The organism is Lentzea albidocapillata, from assembly GCF_000719115.1.
GTDB lineage: Bacteria > Actinomycetota > Actinomycetes > Mycobacteriales > Pseudonocardiaceae > Lentzea > Lentzea albidocapillata.
Map to the genome: position 1 here is coordinate 105,956 of NZ_JOEA01000021.1, position 17,277 is coordinate 123,232.

Annotated in this window: 18 protein-coding genes; 15 read left to right on the plus strand and 3 right to left on the minus strand. The window is 68.0% G+C overall.

The genetic code is table 11. From position 1 onward, the window contains the following. The first annotated feature begins 81 nt into the window (after positions 1-81). The 13 genes from IG04_RS0131860 (at position 82) to IG04_RS0131920 (ending at position 13,944) form a co-directional block, all read left to right on the plus strand. Positions 82-732 (plus strand): L-threonylcarbamoyladenylate synthase, encoded by a 651-nt coding sequence (locus IG04_RS0131860; RefSeq protein ID WP_030480443.1) that lies wholly within the window; start codon positions 82-84, stop codon positions 730-732. A gap of 81 nt (positions 733-813) precedes the next feature. Next, positions 814-1,950 (plus strand): glycosyltransferase family 4 protein, encoded by a 1,137-nt coding sequence (locus IG04_RS0131865; protein WP_030480444.1) that lies wholly within the window; start codon positions 814-816, stop codon positions 1,948-1,950. 96 nt (positions 1,951-2,046) lie between these two features. Further along, entirely contained in the window at positions 2,047-2,493 is a 447-nt protein-coding gene (locus tag IG04_RS0131870) for a Cg1360 family ATP-synthase-associated protein (protein WP_030480445.1), read from the plus strand. Between the two features lie 150 nt (positions 2,494-2,643). Next, positions 2,644-3,420, plus strand: a complete 777-nt coding sequence (gene atpB / locus IG04_RS0131875; protein WP_036016379.1) for a F0F1 ATP synthase subunit A — start codon at positions 2,644-2,646, stop codon at positions 3,418-3,420. Positions 3,421-3,484: 64 nt separating this feature from the next. Next, entirely contained in the window at positions 3,485-3,736 is a 252-nt protein-coding gene (locus IG04_RS0131880) for an ATP synthase subunit c family protein (RefSeq protein WP_030480447.1), read from the plus strand. Positions 3,737-3,770: 34 nt separating this feature from the next. Then, the gene (locus IG04_RS0131885) at positions 3,771-4,316 is read left to right on the plus strand and encodes a F0F1 ATP synthase subunit B (protein ID WP_030480448.1); all 546 of its coding nucleotides are present in this window, start codon (positions 3,771-3,773) and stop codon (positions 4,314-4,316) included. A 3-nt stretch (positions 4,317-4,319) separates the two neighbouring features. Beyond that, complete coding sequence (locus IG04_RS0131890) at positions 4,320-5,153, plus strand: F0F1 ATP synthase subunit delta (protein ID WP_173850031.1); 834 nt, start codon at positions 4,320-4,322, stop codon at positions 5,151-5,153. A 46-nt stretch (positions 5,154-5,199) separates the two neighbouring features. Continuing rightward, on the plus strand, positions 5,200-6,846 hold the full coding sequence (atpA, locus tag IG04_RS0131895; RefSeq protein ID WP_030480450.1) for a F0F1 ATP synthase subunit alpha: 1,647 nt from the start codon (positions 5,200-5,202) through the stop codon (positions 6,844-6,846). An 8-nt stretch (positions 6,847-6,854) separates the two neighbouring features. Then, complete coding sequence (locus tag IG04_RS0131900; protein WP_030480451.1) at positions 6,855-7,769, plus strand: F0F1 ATP synthase subunit gamma; 915 nt, start codon at positions 6,855-6,857, stop codon at positions 7,767-7,769. Then, complete coding sequence (gene atpD / locus IG04_RS0131905) at positions 7,762-9,198, plus strand: F0F1 ATP synthase subunit beta (protein ID WP_030480452.1); 1,437 nt, start codon at positions 7,762-7,764, stop codon at positions 9,196-9,198. Before IG04_RS0131900 ends, atpD begins: the two co-directional genes overlap by 8 nt. A gap of 166 nt (positions 9,199-9,364) precedes the next feature. Beyond that, positions 9,365-10,531: an MFS transporter gene (locus tag IG04_RS0131910; RefSeq protein ID WP_036016380.1), complete on the plus strand. Its 1,167-nt coding sequence runs from the start codon at positions 9,365-9,367 to the stop codon at positions 10,529-10,531. Between the two features lie 16 nt (positions 10,532-10,547). Beyond that, positions 10,548-12,068, plus strand: a complete 1,521-nt coding sequence (locus tag IG04_RS0131915; RefSeq protein ID WP_051771097.1) for an ABC transporter transmembrane domain-containing protein — start codon at positions 10,548-10,550, stop codon at positions 12,066-12,068. Positions 12,069-12,213: 145 nt separating this feature from the next. Then, positions 12,214-13,944 carry an ABC transporter ATP-binding protein gene (locus tag IG04_RS0131920; protein ID WP_030480455.1) on the plus strand — a complete coding sequence of 577 codons (1,731 nt, stop codon included), beginning with the start codon at positions 12,214-12,216 and terminating at the stop codon, positions 13,942-13,944. Here the strand turns inward: IG04_RS0131920 and IG04_RS0131925 are convergent, their stop codons facing one another. Together IG04_RS0131925 and IG04_RS0131930 are read right to left on the minus strand one after the other, a co-directional pair. Then, positions 13,945-15,165, minus strand: a complete 1,221-nt coding sequence (locus tag IG04_RS0131925) for a hypothetical protein (protein ID WP_144065715.1) — start codon at positions 15,163-15,165, stop codon at positions 13,945-13,947. Further along, the gene (locus tag IG04_RS0131930; protein ID WP_030480457.1) at positions 15,156-15,644 is read right to left on the minus strand and encodes a SigE family RNA polymerase sigma factor; all 489 of its coding nucleotides are present in this window, start codon (positions 15,642-15,644) and stop codon (positions 15,156-15,158) included. Before IG04_RS0131930 ends, IG04_RS0131925 begins: the two co-directional genes overlap by 10 nt. 106 nt (positions 15,645-15,750) lie before the next feature. Between IG04_RS0131930 and IG04_RS0131935 the strand changes: the two genes are divergently transcribed. Both IG04_RS0131935 and IG04_RS0131940 read left to right on the plus strand, forming a co-directional pair. Continuing rightward, positions 15,751-16,116, plus strand: coding sequence for a F0F1 ATP synthase subunit epsilon (locus tag IG04_RS0131935; protein WP_030480458.1), 366 nt, complete (start codon positions 15,751-15,753; stop codon positions 16,114-16,116). A gap of 22 nt (positions 16,117-16,138) precedes the next feature. Then, positions 16,139-16,570 carry a DUF2550 domain-containing protein gene (locus tag IG04_RS0131940; RefSeq protein WP_030480459.1) on the plus strand — a complete coding sequence of 144 codons (432 nt, stop codon included), beginning with the start codon at positions 16,139-16,141 and terminating at the stop codon, positions 16,568-16,570. A gap of 101 nt (positions 16,571-16,671) precedes the next feature. Here the strand turns inward: IG04_RS0131940 and IG04_RS0131945 are convergent, their stop codons facing one another. Beyond that, positions 16,672-17,244, minus strand: coding sequence for a cob(I)yrinic acid a,c-diamide adenosyltransferase (locus IG04_RS0131945; RefSeq protein WP_030480460.1), 573 nt, complete (start codon positions 17,242-17,244; stop codon positions 16,672-16,674). Positions 17,245-17,277 lie beyond the last annotated feature (33 nt).

Genomic DNA, 17,277 nt, shown 5'->3' on the forward strand with positions numbered 1-17,277 from the left:
CCACGGGGAGGGTTTGCCCCTCGGGCAAAACCGACCAGGCCGGATGCGACGAGATCGGCGGGGCTGGCTAGGCTCACCGAGGTGAGCACGGTCTACGACTGCAGCGAACCGGGCAATCGCGCGGCGGGACTCGCCGCTGCCGCCGGCGCGGTGCGGAGCGGGCGCCTTGTCGTCCTTCCCACCGACACCGTCTACGGGCTCGGCTGCGACGCGTTCGACGCCGAAGCCGTCCGGAGTCTTCTCGACGCCAAGGGGCGCGGGCCCGACATGCCCGTGCCCGTGCTGGTCGGGTCCTGGACCACCATCGACGGGCTGGTTCTCAGCGTGCCGCGGCAGGCGCGGGCGCTCATCGAGGCGTTCTGGCCGGGCGGGCTGAGCCTTGTGCTGCCCCACGCGCCGAGCCTGGCGTGGGATCTGGGGCAGACGCGCGGCACGGTCATGCTGCGTATGCCGTTGCACCCCGTTGCCCTGGAGTTGTTGCGCGACGTCGGGCCGATGGCCGTGTCCAGCGCCAACAGGACCGGGCACGCGCCGGCGTCCAGTGCGCAGGAGGCTCGTGACCAGCTCGGTGACGCGGTGCCCGTGTACCTCGACGGTGGGCTGAGTGGCGAGAACGTCGCGTCGACCATCGTCGACCTCACCGGGCCCGACGCGCTGATCCTTCGCGAGGGTGCGGTCACCAAAGAAGACGTCAACGAGGTGCTCGGCATCGAGGTCGAGGTCGCTCGGTAGCGAGCGGCTGCCAGAATTGATCATGGTCGCCGCGAGTACCGTGGCGAGCACCCCGAACACCCCCGATTGATTGGTAGGCCCGTGGGGCCCGCATCCTCGTTCGTCCTTCCCGTGCGCGAGTACCTGCTCGTCGCGTTGATCGCTGCCGTCGTGACGTTCCTGCTCGTCGGCCTGGTGCGCGCGATGGCGTTCCGGCTCGGGGCGGTGGCCTATCCGCGGCAACGAGACGTGCACGTGCAGCCGATGCCGCGCATGGGTGGTGTCGCCATCTATGGCGGCGTGCTCGCCGGCATGTTCGTGGCGCACCAGTTGCCGGTGCTGCGGGCAGCGTTCGACTTCTCCAACGACCCGTGGGGCGTCATCGTCGCGGGCGGCGTCATCGTGCTCGTGGGTGCGATCGACGACAGGTTCGAGCTCGACTCGCTCACCAAGCTCGCAGGTCAGGTCACGGCGGCGGGCATCCTCGTGCTGTTCGGCCTGCAGTGGATGATCGCGTGGGTGCCGTGGGACGGCGGCGCGACCATCTCGCTCGACCAGAACCAGGGCGCGTTGCTGACCGTGCTGCTCGCGGTCACCATGATCAACGCGATGAACTTCGTCGACGGCCTCGACGGACTCGCCGCCGGCATCGGCCTCATCGCCGCCGCCGCGACGGCCGCGTTCTCGATCGGTCTGCTGGTCGAACGCCAGGGTGCCGTCGAGGCCTATCCGCCGGCCCTGATCGCCGCCGTGCTGGCGGGTGCGTGTCTGGGCTTCTTGCCGCACAACTTCAATCCCGCGCGCATCTTCATGGGTGACTCGGGCTCCATGCTCATCGGCCTCATGCTCGCCGCCGCCACCACCAGCGCGTCGGGCAAGATCAACCAGGCCACCGGCAGCGCGGCCGACCTGCTCGGTCTGCTCTCGCCGCTGATCGTGGTCGCCGCGGTGCTGTTCGTGCCGTTGCTCGACCTGCTGATGGCGATCATTCGTCGCACGCGGCGCGGCGAGAGCCCGTTCTCCCCGGACAAGATGCACCTGCACCACCGGTTGCTGGAGATCGGGCACTCGCAGCGCCGCGCAGTGCTGCTTATCTACTTGTGGGCCGGCGTCCTGGCCTTCGGCGCGGTGGCGCTGACGTTGTTCGACCCGATCATCGTGGCCACGTGCTTCGTCATCGGGCTGATCGTGACGTTCGTGGTCTCCGTGATCCCACGGCTGCGGGATGCCCGCAAGTAGGCGGAATTTGGTACGGCATCTTGTTTGGGGCCGCTTAACCGGCGTTAACGAGGGCTGCCCGCAGGTGCTGGAATGCGGGTTCCTAGACTTCGGGACATGAGCGACGCGGACAAGGCCGTCACGCATGAGCTGACCGTCCAGCGACTCGCCGGGGAAATGTTCCGCGAGGCCGCGTGGGCCGCGCTCGGCACGTTTGTCCTCGGCGTCGTCGTGTCAACTGTGATCTGGGGGACCGCTGGTCTCTTCGGGGCATTGATCGGTGGTGCGATCGCCATCGGTTCGAGCCTTGCCACGTTGTTGTTGATGCGCAAGACGGCGGCACTCGATCCGATGTTCGTGATGGTCGCCGCACTCGGCGGATTCATGGGCAAGCTGATCGTGCTGCTACTCGCGGTGATCCTGCTGCGCAACCAGTCGTGGCTCGAACCCAAGGCGCTGGGAATCACCCTGGTGGCGACGGTGCTCGTGACGTCGTTCCTGGAGGCCAGAGCCTCCAAGCGCAGCCGTAGTCAGATGGTGGTCCCCGCCTCCGAAGGCACCTGAGACCTGCTGATATGGTCCGCGCAGACCAGGGACACCCGATAGCAGGGGTGCCTCTGGCAGTCGCTTGCGAACCGTAAGGTACGTTAAGTCCAGATCGTGACGATTCCCCCGGCGGAGTGAACGCCGGCCGGGAGAACCGGAAGGAACACAGTGACCAAGTTGCTGGCTTCGGGGGGCGAGTTCGTCGCTCCCGGTGTGAAGGACTTCTTCCTCCCGCCGATCTTCGGCTCGGTCACGAAGCCGATGGTCCTGCTGGTGCTGTCGATCGTGATCATCGCCGTCTTCTTCATTGCGGCGACCCGTAACCTCAAGGTCGTTCCCGGCAAGTTCCAGTTCGCCGCCGAGTCGCTTTACGACTTCGGGCGCAACAACATTGCCCGGGAACAGATCGGCGCGAAGGACTTCAAGCCGTTCGTCCCGCTGGTCCTCACGATCTTCTGCTTCATCCTGGTGAACAACCTGTTCGGGCTCATCCCGATCGTCCAGTTCCCCACGATGTCGCACATCGGCTTCCCGCTGGCCGTTTCGTTGCTCGTTGTTTACCCGGTGTACCACTTCGTCGGGTTCAAACGGCACGGCTTCGTGGGTTACTTGAAGCACCAGACGGTTCCGCCGGGCGCGCCGTGGTTCGTGCTCCCGCTGCTGATCCCGATCGAGTTCTTCCAGAAGTTCATCCTGAACCCGCTCACGCTGGCGATCCGAGTGTTCGCCGCAATGTTCGCGGGTCACCTTCTGCTGCTGGTGTTCACCCTGGCCGGTGAGTTCCTGCTGCTCAATGGCGGACTGACCGTCATCGTGGCGCCGGTGTCCTTCGCCTTCGCCATCGCGCTGACCTTCCTGGAGGCACTGATCATGTGCCTGCAGGCCTACATCTTCGCGCTGCTGTCTGCCAGCTACATCGGCATGGCGCTGGCAGAAGAGCACTGAGTAACAGCACACAGCCTCCGATCCGCGAACACTCGCGGGCCGAGTTGGAAAGGGAACAGCAACAGTGAGCGCTCTCCAGATCGCCCAGGCCTTCGACGGAAACATCAACCCGGGTCTTGCGGCCATCGGTTACGGCCTCGCCGCGATCGGCCCCGGCATCGGTGTGGGTCTGATCTTCTCCTCGGTCATCAGCGGCACCGCCCGCCAGCCCGAGGCCCGCGGCGTGCTGCTCGGCCTCGCGTGGACCACCTTCGCCATCGTCGAGGTCCTCGCGCTGATCGGCTTCGTCGTTTACTTCATCGCGACCGCGGTCTGACCTAACCCTTCAACGCGTTAGGAGAACCCGCGTGATGGACACCCTCATCCTGGCTGCGGAGGGACCGATCAACCCGGTCATTCCGCATACCTCGGAGATCATCCTCGGTCTCGTCGCGTTCCTGCTCCTCCTCTTCGTCATCAAGAAGTTCGTCTCACCGCGCTTCGAGGCGTTGTACGAGGAGCGGACGGCCAAGATCGAGGGTGGCATCGAGAAGGCTGAGCAGGCTCAGGCCGAGGCCCAGCGTGCTCTCGAGCAGTACAAGGAGCAGCTGGCCGAGGCTCGCGCCGAGGCCGCACGCATCCGCGACGACGCACGGGCCGAGGGCCTGCAGATCGTCGAGGAGATGCGTGAGCAGGCGCAGGCCGAGTCGGCGCGCATCGTCGCGCAGGGCCAGCACCAGCTGGACGCTCAGCGCGCCCAGATCGTCGCGGAGCTGCGTGCCGACCTCGGCCGCACCGCTGTCGAACTGGCGAGCAAGGTCGTGGGCGAGTCCCTCGAGGACGACTCCCGTCGCCGCGGCACCGTCGACCGCTTCCTCAACGAGCTGGACGCCGTCGCGGCGCCCGCGAGCAAGTAGAGGCTGCCGATGACGTTGCATGCCGCAAGTCGTGAAGCTCTGGCAGCCGCAGAACTGCGGCTGCTGGAGCTGGCCGACGCCACCACGTCGACGGACGACCTCGCCAAGCTCGGCGAGGAGCTCTTCGCCGTGCTCGACCTGCTGATCGGTCAGCGGTCGCTGCGTGGCGCGCTCGCCGACGCCTCGTCCGAGGCCGCCGGTCGTGAGCAGCTGGTTCGCGGCCTGTTCGCGGGCAAGGTGAGCGACGCGACCCTGCAGATCGTGGTCGCCGTCGTGACCTCGCGCTGGTCCAGCCCGCGCGAGCTCGTGGACGGTGTCGAGTCGCTCGCCCGCACCACGCTGCTGGTGCGTGCCGAGCGAGACGGCCAGCTGGACTCGACCGAGGACGAGCTGTTCCGGCTCGGCCGCATCGTGGCTGGTTCGAACGAGCTCGAGCTGTTGCTGGCGGACCCCGCCGGTGACGCCTCCGGCAAGGTCGCGCTGGTCGACTCCCTGATCGAGGGGAAGGTCAGCCCGGTCACCAAGACGCTGGTGGACCAGCTGGTTCGCAACCCGCGCGGAGTGCGTGTGGCGGACGGGCTCTCCGAGCTCGCCGACCTGGCGGCCAAGCGCCGTCAGCGTTCCGTCGCGCACGTCCGGTCCGCCGTGGCGCTGACCGCGGAGCAGGTCGACCGCCTGACCGCGACGCTGACCACGATCTACTCGCGTCCGATCGCTCTGCACGTCGAGGTCGACCCCGCACTGCGCGGCGGCCTCACGATCAAGATCGGCGACGAGATCATCGACGGAAGCATCGCCGGCCGGTTGGCGGCACTGCGCCGCAATCTCGCCAGCTAGCCCCCGAGCCCTTTCCCAAGAACGAAGAAGTGAGAGCAGGAACGACATGGCGGAGCTGACGATCTCGTCGGACGAGATCCGCAGTGCGATCGAGAAGTACGTCTCGAGCTACTCCCCGGAGGTCAGCCGGGAAGAGGTCGGTACCGTCGCCGAGACCTACGACGGCATCGCCATCGTCGAGGGCCTTCCTGGCGCGATGACCAACGAGCTGCTCGAGTTCCCCGGTGGCGTCCTCGGTGTCGCCCTGAACCTCGAGGTCCGCAACATCGGTGCGGTCATCCTCGGTGACTTCGACAAGATCGAAGAGGGCCAGGAGGTCCGCCGGACGGGCAAGGTCCTGTCCGTGCCGGTCGGCGACGGCTTCCTCGGTCGTGTCGTCAACCCGCTGGGCACGCCGATCGACGGCCTCGGTGACATCGTCGCCGACGACACCCGCGCCCTGGAACTGCAGGCGGCTTCCGTGCTGCAGCGTCAGCCGGTGTCCGAGCCGATGCAGACCGGCATCAAGGCCATCGACGCGATGACGCCGATCGGTCGCGGTCAGCGTCAGCTGATCATCGGTGACCGCAAGACCGGCAAGACCGCGGTCTGCATCGACACGATCATCAACCAGAAGAAGGCCTGGGAGTCGGGCGACCCGAAGCAGCAGGTCCGCTGCGTCTACGTCGCCATCGGCCAGAAGGGCTCCACCATCGCGGGCGTCAAGGCCGCGCTGGAGGAGGCGGGCGCACTCGAGTACACGACGATCGTCGCCGCCCCCGCTTCTGACTCCGCCGGCTTCAAGTGGCTGGCGCCGTACACCGGCTCCTCCATCGGCCAGCACTGGATGTACCAGGGCAAGCACGTCCTGATCATCTTCGACGACCTGACCAAGCAGGCTGAGGCGTACCGCGCGATCTCGCTGCTGCTGCGCCGCCCGCCGGGCCGCGAGGCCTACCCCGGCGACGTCTTCTACTTGCACTCGCGTCTCCTCGAGCGTTGCGCGAAGCTCTCGGACGACCTCGGCGGCGGTTCGATGACGGGTCTCCCGATCATCGAGACCAAGGCGAACGACGTGTCGGCGTACATCCCGACCAACGTCATCTCGATCACCGACGGTCAGTGCTTCCTCGAGTCCGACCTGTTCAACGCCGGTGTGCGCCCGGCCGTCAACGTGGGTATCTCCGTTTCCCGCGTCGGTGGCGCCGCGCAGATCAAGGCGATGAAGGACGTCGCGGGCTCGCTGCGCCTCGACCTGTCGCAGTTCCGCGAGCTGGAGGCCTTCTCCGCGTTCGCGTCCGACCTCGACGCCGCGTCGCGCGCCCAGCTGGACCGCGGTGCCCGTCTGGTCGAGCTGCTCAAGCAGGGCCAGTACTCCCCGGTGCCCGTCGAGGAGCAGGTCGTCGAGATCTTCGCCGCGACCAAGGGTCACCTGGACGACGTTCCCGTCGCCGACATCCGCCGGTTCGTCGCGGACTTCAAGGACTCGCTGCGCCGCAACCACGCGGACGTTCTGAGTAGCATCGTCGAGACCAAGAAGTTCCCCGAGGACTCGCAGAAGCGCGTTGCCGCCGCCGTGTCCGAGTTCAAGAAGCAGTTCACCGCTTCGGACGGCACGACGATCGTCAACGAGGCGCCCGAGAAGGCGATGGACGCCGACAAGGTCGCCCAGGAATCGGTGAAGGTCCACAAGCCCGAGCCCACCAAGAAGTGATCTGAGCCATGGGCGCACAGATTCGGGAGCTCCGCCAGCGGATCCGAACGGTCAACTCGACCAAGAAGATCACGAAGGCGTACGAGCTCATCGCCACGTCTCGCCTCGCCAAGGCGCAGACCAGGGTCGCGGCCTCGCGCCCCTACGCGGACGAGATCACTAACGTGCTCTCCGCGTTGGCCGAGGCCTCGGCGAACCTCGACCATCCGTTGCTGTCGGAACGCGAGAACCCCAAACGTGCCGCCGTCCTGGTCGTGACCAGTGACAAGGGCATGTGCGGTGGTTACAACTCGAACGTGCTCAAGGCCGCTGAGCAGCTGATCCAGCTGCTCAAGTCCGAGGGCAAGGAGCCGGTGCTGTTCGCGACCGGCCGCAAGGCGGTCGGGTACTTCAACTTCCGCCGTCGCGAGGTCACCGCGTCGTGGAGCGGGTTCTCCCAGACCCCGCACTACGTCAACGCCGTCGAGGCGGGTGACGCGCTGGTGGAGGCGTTCCTGGAGGGCACGGAGAACGGTGCGCAGGGCGTGGACGAGATCCACGTCGTGTACACCGAGTTCAAGTCCATGCTGAGCCAGACGCCGACCGCCAGGCGGGTCGCGCCGATGGACGTCGAGTACACCGGTGAGACCCCCAAGGGCCCGCGCGCGGTGTACGACTTCGAGCCCAGCGCGGAAGCGCTGCTCGGAGCGATGCTGCCCAAGTACGTGAAGACGCGGCTGTTCTCCGCCATGCTGGAGGCGGCGGCTTCGGAGTCGGCGGCTCGTCGTACGGCCATGAAGGCGGCGACGGACAACGCGACGGAGCTCGTGCGCAACCTCAGCCGGGCGGCGAACTCGGCCCGTCAGGCCCAGATCACCCAGGAGATCAGCGAGATCGTCGGTGGCGCCTCCGCGCTTACCGGTGGCGCAGGAAGTGATGACTGACATGAGTGCTACTGCCACCACCACCCGCACCGGCCGTGTGGTCCGGGTGATCGGTGCGGTCGTCGACGTGGAGTTCCCGCGCGACGCCGTGCCGGAGCTCTTCAACGCTTGCCACGCCGAGATCACCTTCGAGGCGGTCGCCAAGACGCTGACCCTCGAGGTCGCGCAGCACCTCGGCGACAACCTGGTCCGCACCATCTCGATGCAGCCGACCGACGGTCTGGTGCGCGGTACGACCGTGACCGACACCGGCAAGGCCATCTCGGTCCCCGTCGGCGACGTCGTCAAGGGCCACGTCTTCAACGCTCTCGGTGACTGCCTCGACGTGCCCGGCCTCGGCCGGGACGGCGAGCAGTGGGGCATCCACCGCAAGGCGCCCGCCTTCGACCAGCTCGAGGGCAAGACCGAGATCCTCGAGACCGGCATCAAGGTCATCGACCTGCTCACCCCGTACGTCAAGGGCGGCAAGATCGGCCTGTTCGGCGGCGCGGGTGTCGGCAAGACCGTGCTCATCCAGGAGATGATCACGCGTATCGCGCGTGAGTTCTCCGGTACGTCGGTGTTCGCCGGCGTCGGTGAGCGCACCCGTGAGGGCACCGACCTCCTCCTCGAGATGGAGGAGATGGGTGTTCTCGCCGACACCGCCCTGGTGTTCGGTCAGATGGACGAGCCGCCCGGCACGCGTATGCGCGTCGCGCTGTCCGCTCTCACGATGGCGGAGTACTTCCGCGACGTGCAGAACCAGGACGTGCTGCTCTTCATCGACAACATCTTCCGGTTCACCCAGGCCGGTTCCGAGGTGTCGACCCTGCTGGGCCGTATGCCTTCGGCCGTGGGTTACCAGCCGACGCTGGCGGACGAGATGGGTGAGCTCCAGGAGCGCATCACCTCGACGCGCGGTAGGTCGATCACGTCGCTGCAGGCCATCTACGTGCCCGCGGACGACTACACCGACCCCGCCCCGGCGACGACCTTCGCCCACCTGGACGCGACGACGGAGCTTTCCCGTCCGATCTCCCAGAAGGGCATCTACCCGGCCGTCGACCCGCTGTCGTCGTCGTCTCGAATCCTCGAGCCGTCGATCGTCGGCGAGGAGCACTACCGGGTCGCCCAGGAGGTGAAGCGAATCCTGCAGAAGTACAAGGAGCTGCAGGACATCATCGCCATCCTCGGTATGGACGAGCTCTCCGAGGAGGACAAGGTCCTCGTCGGTCGCGCGCGTCGTCTCGAGCGCTTCCTCGGCCAGAACTTCATCGTGGCCGAGAAGTTCACCGGTCAGCCCGGTTCGTTCGTGCCCATCAAGGACACGATCGAGGCGTTCGACCGCGTGTGCAAGGGCGAGTTCGACCACTTCCCGGAGCAGGCGTTCTTCTCCTGCGGCGGGTTGGACGACGTCGAGGCCAACGCCAAGAAGCTGGCCGGCAACTGAGCTAGGTTCTTCTCGAAGGGCCGTTCCTCCTTTGTGGAGGGACGGCCCTTTCGGCGTTCCTGGACCACATGACGTTTCCGTTGGACGGAAACCGCCCTCCCGGTCGCGGGCCCTGACGTCGCACGATGCTCGGCATCACAGGGCCCTCGACGAGGAGGAAGAGCGCGTGAACAAATGGGTGTTGCCGCTGTGCTGGACCGCTGTCCTGCTCGACGGCTTTGACCTCGTGGTGCTCGGCACGGTGATTCCTGTGCTGTTGCAGGAGAAGCTGCTCACGACGGCGAGCGCCAGCGCGGTGTCCACGGCCGGCCTGGTCGGGATGATGCTCGGCGCGCTGATCATCGGGACCATCACCGACGTCATCGGCCGCCGCAAGGTGATGATCTACGCGGTGGCCGGGTTCTCCGTGTTCACGCTGGCCTGTGCGTTCGCGCCGGACGCGACGACGTTCGGGATCCTCAGGTTCCTCGCGGGGCTCGGCCTCGGCGGCTGTCTGCCGACGGCGATCGCGCTGGTCAACGAGGCTCGGCCGCAGCAGGGCGGGCGGGCCACCACGCTCATCATGACCGGGTACCACGTCGGCGCGGTCATCACGGCGCTGCTGGGCATCGTGCTGATTCCCGTCCTCGGGTGGCGGTCGTTGTTCGTGGTGGGAGCGCTGCCCGCGCTGGTGCTGATTCCGTTGATGGTCAAGCACTTGCCGGAGACGGTGGCGCGCACCGCTCCTGCGTTGGAGGCGGTCGGATCGCTGTTCAAGCCGGGCTTGAGGAAGGCGACGATCGCGTTCTGGGTGGCGTCGTTCATGGGGCTGTTGCTCGTGTACGGGCTGAACACGTGGTTGCCGCAGATCATGCGCAGCGCCGGGTACGAACTCGGTACGGCGCTGGCGTTGCTGCTCACGCTCAACATTGGTGCGGTGGTGGGACTTCTGATCGCCGGAGCGGTCGCTGACCGGATCGGGATCAGGCCCGCGGCCATCGGGTGGTTCACGGCTGCTGTGGTGTTCCTGGCCTTGCTGAGCATCAAGCTGCCGGGTGTGGGCGTGTACGTGGCCGTGTTCCTGGCCGGGTGCTTCGTGTTCAGCGCGCAGGTGCTCGTTTATGCCTATGCGGGGCGGGTTTACGAGGACAACCGGGCCACCGGCATCGGATGGGCCGCTGGGATCGGGCGGTTGGGTGCCATCAGTGGGCCGTTGCTCGGCGGTGCGTTGCTCACGGCTGGATTGGCGCACCCGTGGGGCTTCTACGCGTTCGCGCTCGTAGCGGCGTTGGGCGCAACGGCCGTTGGTGCGATTGGGCTGAAGGCGAAATCGGTCGTGGCGCCCGCCGCGTGATGGCAAGGTCGGGTGCATGGCCCGACACGTTCCGTACGACGATCCGGGGACGCCGGACGTCCGCTCGCCCTGGCGGTACCTGTGGTGGCTCGTGCTCGTGCAGCGCGGGCGGGTGCTCGCCGGGGCGTGGTGGGGCTCGCTGTCGATGTGCGGGCTGATCCTGCCGCCGTACCTCATCTCGCGGGCCGTCGAGGACGGTGTGCGGGGTGGTGACCGGGCCGCGTTGCTGTGGTGGTGCGGTGCTCTGCTCGCGGTGGCGGTGGGGCTGGCCCTCGTCTTCATCGCCCGGCACCGCACGATGACGTTGGTGCGAACCGATGCCGCGTTGCGCACGGCGCAGATCGTCGTCCGGCACGTCACCCGGCTCGGCGGAGTGGTGCGGCGGAAGCTGTCCACAGGGGAGCTCACGTACCTGCAGAACGGTGACACGGCGCGGATCGCGCACGCGCTGACCAGTACCGGGCCCGGAGTGGGTGCCGTGGTGGCGTATGCGGCCACGGCGGTGTTGCTGGTGCGGATCTCGCCGCTGGTCGCAGTCGTGGTCTTGCTCGGCGTGCCCGTGCTCGCCGTGGTGACGGGGCCCGTCCTGCGGCGGTTGCACGCCGTGGAGGCCGAGTACCGGCAGCGGCAGGGGGAGCTGAGTTCGCGGGCCGGGGACATCGTGGGCGGGCTGCGGGTGTTGTCCGGGATCGGCGGGAAGCCGGCGTTCGAGGCGCGGTTCCGGACCCTGTCGCGGGAGGTTCTCGAAGACGGCTACCGGGTGTCGGCGTGGTTGAGCTGGGTGCAGGCGTTGACATGGGGTCTGCCCGCGTTGTTCCTCGCCGTGGTCACGTGGATCGTGGCGCGCATGGTGGTCGCCGGCGCCATCTCGATCGAGGAGATGGTCGCGGTCTACCTGTACGTCACGACGCTGACCGTGCCGGTCGCCTTCTTCATGGAAGGGGCGGATGCGATTCCCCGCGCGCTGGTGTCGGCGCGGCGAGTCATCGACGTTCTCCGGTTGCAGCCTGAGGAGAAGGACGCTGACGCGGAGCCGCTGGACGTGAAGACCGGTGCGTTGACCGTGGTCGTCTCGGCGAACGCGACGCTGGCGAGGGACGCCGTCGAACGGTTGCCGGGGGTGGTGGCGGACAACGACGACTACCTGTTCGCGGGCACCGTGCGGGAGGCGGTGTCGGTGGCGGTGCACGGTGACCAAGAGCTGGACGAGGCGTTGTACGCGGCGGCCGCCATGGACGTCGTGGAGGCGCTGCCGGACGGCCTCGACTCACGCCTGGAATCGCAGGGGCGCAACGTTTCCGGCGGTCAACGGCAACGGCTGCGGCTCGTGCGGGCGTTGCTGAGCGAACCGGAACTGCTCGTGCTGGTGGAGCCGACGTCCGCGCTCGACGCGGTGACCGAGGCCGCGGTGGCGAAGAGGGTGCGGGAGAGGCGGCTGGGGCGGACCACGGTCGTCGTGTCGTCCTCGCCGTTGTGGGCGGGCCAGGCGGATCAGGTCGTTCACTTAGGGTCTGTATCGCAGTCTGGTCCGCGATAGCCGGGCCCGAGGCGGTCCCTGGCGGCACGGCCGGACGACCCACATACAACACCGGTATGCGGGCCGTCCGGCCGCACCACCAGGAACCACCTCAAGCGCGACTCTCATCGAACCAGACTGCGATACAGACCCTAGAGGAGACCCGATGACCAGACTGCCGATCGCGGACCGCCGTCAGGTGCGGCAGGCGGCGGCGCGGCTGCTCCGGGGCGAACGGCGCGCGCTGGCCGTGGTGCTCGTGCTCACCGCGCTCTCGGCGTTGTCGGGGCTCGTCGGGCCGTATCTGCTAGGCAAGATCGTCGGCGGGGTGGAGGCCGGTTCCCTCACACTGTCCACTGTGGACCAGCTCGCGCTCGGGGTGCTCGGTGCGGCCGCGCTGCACCTGGTGCTGGTGCGGTACAGCGCGTTGCGGGCGGCGAGGCTCGGCGAACGGTTCCTGGCCTCGTTGCGGGAGGAGGCGGTGACGCGCACGCTGGCGTTGCCCGCGCGAGTGGTCGACCGGCTTAGTACTGGCGACCTGCTGACCCGCGTGACGAGCGACGTCGGCACCGTCGGCCAGGCGTTGCGGGACAGCGTGCCCGAGGTGCTCGCGGGCGCCGTGCACCTCGTGGTCGTGTTCGTGGCGGTGTTTTGGCTGGATCCCGTGCTAGGCCTCGTTTCCCTGGCCGGGATGCCGTTCGTGGTGTGGGTGGTGCGCTGGTATCTCGCCCGTGCGCGCGACGCGTACCTCGCGGAGAGCGAGGCCAACGGCGACGTTGCGGAGATGTCCGCGGCGGTCGGCGAGGGCAGCCGGACGATCGAGACGTACGGCCTGAGGGCCCGGATGGTGGCGGCGGCGGACGGCACCATCGCGCGGTCGTACCGGGCGCGGCTGAAGACGCTCGCGCTCAGGAACGTGCTGTTCCCGGTGACCACCTTCGTGAACACCCTGCCGGCCGCGCTGGTACTGCTCGTCGGTGGCTTCTTCTACGCGGCCGACGGCGTGCGGATCGAGGTCGTCGTCACGGCGGTGTTGTGGGTGTGGCGGCTGGTCGAGCCGATGGACCGCATCCTGTTCTGGGTCGAGTTCCTTCAGCGCGGAGGCGCGTCGTTCGCGCGGATCGAGGGGATCGGGGCCCACGCCGAACCCGCGCCCGCCGTCCGCGAACCGGACAGCGACCGCATCGAGGTGAGTGGAGTTCATTACTCCTATGTGGACGGCCATGAGGTCCTGCACGGCGTCGACCTCGTGGTGCAGCCGGGAGAACGGCTGGCGATCGTCGGCGTCTCCGGCGCGGGCAAGTCGACGCTGGGCAGGTTGATCGCGGGCGTCGACCGGCCTGGGGAGGGTTCGGTGCTCGTCGGCGGGGTGTCCGTCGCGGACCTCGCGGCGGCGGGCGAGCAGCGGATCGTGCTGGTGACGCAAGAACATCACGTGTTCATCGGCTCGGTCAGGGAGAACCTCGCTATGGCGGCACCGGACGCTCCGGACGACCGGTTGCTCGAAGCGTTGCGCACCGTCGGCGCGGGATGGTTCGAGGAGTTACCGGAAGGTCTGGACACGCTGCTCGGTGCGGGTGGCGTTGAGCTGGATCCCGCGCAGGCACAACAACTCGCGCTCGCACGCGTTGAGGTCGCCGATCCGCACACGCTGGTGCTCGACGAGGCGACGTCCTCGCTCGACCCGGCCACGGCCAGGCACGCCGAGCGCGCGATCGCGGCCGTGCGGGAGAGACGCACGGTGATCGCGATCACGCACCGGTTGCAGACCGCGCGTGACGCCGACCGGATCGCGGTCGTCGACTCGGGCCGGATCGTGGAGTTGGGGTCCCACGACGACCTGGTGGCCAGGGACGGCACCTACGCGACGCTCTGGCGCTCCTGGCACGGTGCCTGATCAGGTCAGGGGAACCTGGACCGAGTCGCCGTTCGGCCGTTCGACGGCCACCTCGGTCGTGCCCGCAGGTGCTATCCACACGTCCGGCCGCCGGTCCGGACCGATGCGTGCGCCGAACTCGGCCACGACAGTGCCCATGTCGCCGGGCAGCCTCACCCGTGCCGGCAGCGCCGCGGTCCTGTTCACCGCGCTGCCGGCCAGACCGCCGTCGAACGTGCCGTTCGCCCGGTAGATGGCGGCGTACGTCTCGCCGTTCGCCTCGAACACGGAGGCGAACCTGCCATCCGGCAGCCACGCCTGCACCTGCCACCTGCCCCACTCGTAGTCGCGCACGACGTAGTCGAGCACTCCGGCCCTCTGCATGTCCCGGTGCGAGAGCATCGACTTCATCTGCGGGTGTTCGTCCTGGCGGTCCGTCGCCCAAACGTTCTCGGTCCAGCCGAGGCCGACGTGCGGCTGGAACGCGCCGGCCGGTCCGTAGTCCGGCTTCGCCATGAGCGGTTCGCTGATGAAGTCGTCGGCGGCGGGCTTGGTGCCGGACCGCACGAACACCGGCCGGTCCGCCTGCAGTGCGCTCACCACGGCCACGCCACCTCCGCTGGTCTCGGCCGCCTGCCACTGCCGCGACAGCCGGCCGTCCCCGCCGCGTACCGGCCGCTGTGACCAGTAGACCGTCCGGCCGAGGCTCAGCACGACGTTCGTCGACTCGCTCGCGCCGAAGCGGTACAGCCCGCGCTCACGTTCACCGTCGAGGAGCACCTCGCGATCCACGACCTTGTTCACCGCGACCAGGCCGACGAGGGTCTTGGGCGTGGGTGTGCTCGCCACCCGGACTGGTTGCAAGATCAGTGCCGCGGGGCCGTCCGGCGTGCTGCCCGCCCAGAAGACGCGTGCGGGAGCCGAGAAGTCCGTGATGCGCTCCGGTGCCTCCTGTGTGCTTTGCCACACCTGCAGTGCGTGCTCGACGTCCTTCTGGCTGGACGCCAGGTCGCCACTCGTCGCGGCCGTCAGTCGCGGATCGCGGGTGGTGAAGTCGCCGTGCTCGTCGGAACGGGTCACCACCACCCCCGCCGTCACTCCGGCGAGTAGCGCCACTGCCGCGGTCACCGCCACCAGCTTGCGTGTGTGCCTGCGTCGTCCCCCGGCCATCACGTCCCCCACGAATCCCGGCCGCACGTCGAGTTCCGCCGTGGCGGCCTCCATTGCCTGCTTCAACTCCACGTCAGCACCTGCTCACCCATCAGTTCGCGCATGCGGGCGAGGCCGCGCGAGGTCTGGCTCTTCACCGTGCCGACGCCGCATCCGAGTGCACGCGCGGTCTCCGCCTCACTGAGGTCGTCGAAGAACCGCAGCACCAGAACGGCGCGCATCTTCTTCGGCAACTGCGCCAACGCACGCACCACGCTGTCTGCGTCCACGACCTGTTGCTCGTGTCCGTGCGCAGTAGGTACCGCCCCCAGTTCCAGCGGTGCCTCCGGTTTGCGGGAACGCCGGCGCCAGCGGTTCGCGGCCGCGTTGGCCAGCGCGGCGCGTGCGTACGCTTCAGGTGAGGACCTGATCCGGTGCCACTTGCCGTACATGCTCATGAGGACGTCCTGCAGAATGTCCTCAGCGGCGCCTTTGTCGCCACCGCACAGCAGGTAGGCGGTGCGCAACAGTGCCTGCGACCGCAACGCCACGAAGTCCTCGAAGTCCTGCATGTCCCCCCTTCGGCGGTCGTCGAAGGTACTGACACCGGGCGGGGCGGCAAGGTTGTCAGGCGACCGTTTAGACTCAGTTCGACTCCAGACGACGAGGGAGATACGCGTGGCCGAGATGACCGTTGAACTGGTCGCCGTTGAACGCCGTTTGTGGTCCGGTAAGGCCACCTCTGTTTCGGCGCAGACCACCGAGGGCGAGATCGGCATCCTGCCCGGTCACGAGCCCGTGCTCGGCCAGCTGGTCGAGGGTGGAGTGGTGCGCGTGCGCACGACGGACGGTGGCCTTGTCACCGCCGCTGTGCATGGTGGCTTCCTGTCCGTGACCGGCTCCGGCGTATCGATTCTCGCCGAGGACGCCGAGCTCGCGGGCGAGATCGACGTGAACGCGGCGCGCACGGCGCTGCAGGACGCGGACGACGCAGAGCGCGCACGAGCGGCAGCGCGCGTGCGGGCCGTGGAACAGTCGGCCTGAGACCGGGCACGAGGCCGCAGCCGTGGGGATCACCGAGAGTGCCGGCCTGATCCTTCTTGGGGTGGCGATCGTCATCACGTACTTCGCCTGGCGCCGCATCCGGCTGCTGCGTGAGGGTGGTGTGCACGTCGCCCTGCGCAGCCAGTTCGACGATCGTGGGCGTGGCTGGCACCTGGGCGTAGGGCACTACCGGGGCGACTCGTTCGCCTGGTTCCGGGTGCTTTCGCTCGGGTCCGGGCCGAACGAGCTGATCTCCCGGGACGGGCTCGAGATCGATGCCCGGCGAGAGCCGACCGGGCCTGAGGCCTATGCCATGCCGGTGGGCGCGATTGTGCTGCGATGCCGGTCCGCCTCGGGTGAGGTGGAGATCGCGATGGGGCCGGATGCTCTTACCGGGTTCCTGTCCTGGCTCGAGTCTTCGCCTCCGGGGCGATCGATTCCCTGGGCTTCTTGAGATTGTGCGAACGACCCGTCGGGGGTTTCCCCGGCGGGTCGTTTTGCTTTGGCGCGCGAGAGGTCGCCTGGTTCTCGCGTCGCGACAGAACTGAGCGTGCGTCAGGCGTTCTCGCCCGGCTGCCACAGGACGTCGCCGTCCGGGTTGGCCACGCGAGCCAGGATGAACAGCAGGTCCGAGAGCCGGTTCAGGTACTTGGCCGTGAGGACGTTCGTGTGCTCGGCGTCCTCTTCGATCAGTGACCACGTGCGCCGTTCCGCGCGGCGGGCGATGGTGCGTGCCTGGTGCAGCAGGGCTGCTCCTGGCGTGCCCCCGTTCAGGATGAACGAGTCGAGCTTGCCCAGGCGTTCGTTGAACGTGTCGCAGTAGGTCTCCAGGCGGTCCACGTAGGCCTGGGTGACGCGCAGGGGTGGGTACTTCGGGTCCGGGGTGATCGGGGTGCAGAGGTCCGCTCCGACGTCGAAGAGGTCGTTCTGCACCTTGCGCACCACCTCGAAGACGTCTGGTGCCAGTTGGCCGAGCGCCAGGGCCACGCCGAGGGACGCGTTCGTTTCGTCCACGTCCGCGTAGGCCTCGATGCGTGGTGAGGTCTTGGGGACGCGGGAGAAGTCGCCGAGGCCGGTCGTACCGTCGTCGCCGACCCGCGTGTAGATCTTGGTGAGATGTACCGCCATGGCTGGCACTTTAGAGCCGTACGTAGGATTGCC

What these genes read in the sequence shown, in the direction of transcription:
- IG04_RS0131920 (WP_030480455.1), top strand. Translation starts at nt 12,214, where the DNA reads ATGACCAGACTGCCGATCGCGGACCGCCGTCAGGTGCGGCAGGCGGCG.
- IG04_RS0131915 (WP_051771097.1), top strand. Translation starts at nt 10,548, where the DNA reads ATGGCCCGACACGTTCCGTACGACGATCCGGGGACGCCGGACGTCCGC.
- IG04_RS0131945 (WP_030480460.1), bottom strand. Translation starts at nt 17,244, where the DNA reads ATGGCGGTACATCTCACCAAGATCTACACGCGGGTCGGCGACGACGGT.
- atpD (WP_030480452.1), top strand. Translation starts at nt 7,762, where the DNA reads ATGACTGACATGAGTGCTACTGCCACCACCACCCGCACCGGCCGTGTG.
- IG04_RS0131885 (WP_030480448.1), top strand. Translation starts at nt 3,771, where the DNA reads ATGGACACCCTCATCCTGGCTGCGGAGGGACCGATCAACCCGGTCATT.
- atpA (WP_030480450.1), top strand. Translation starts at nt 5,200, where the DNA reads ATGGCGGAGCTGACGATCTCGTCGGACGAGATCCGCAGTGCGATCGAG.
- IG04_RS0131900 (WP_030480451.1), top strand. Translation starts at nt 6,855, where the DNA reads ATGGGCGCACAGATTCGGGAGCTCCGCCAGCGGATCCGAACGGTCAAC.
- IG04_RS0131870 (WP_030480445.1), top strand. Translation starts at nt 2,047, where the DNA reads ATGAGCGACGCGGACAAGGCCGTCACGCATGAGCTGACCGTCCAGCGA.
- IG04_RS0131930 (WP_030480457.1), bottom strand. Translation starts at nt 15,644, where the DNA reads ATGCAGGACTTCGAGGACTTCGTGGCGTTGCGGTCGCAGGCACTGTTG.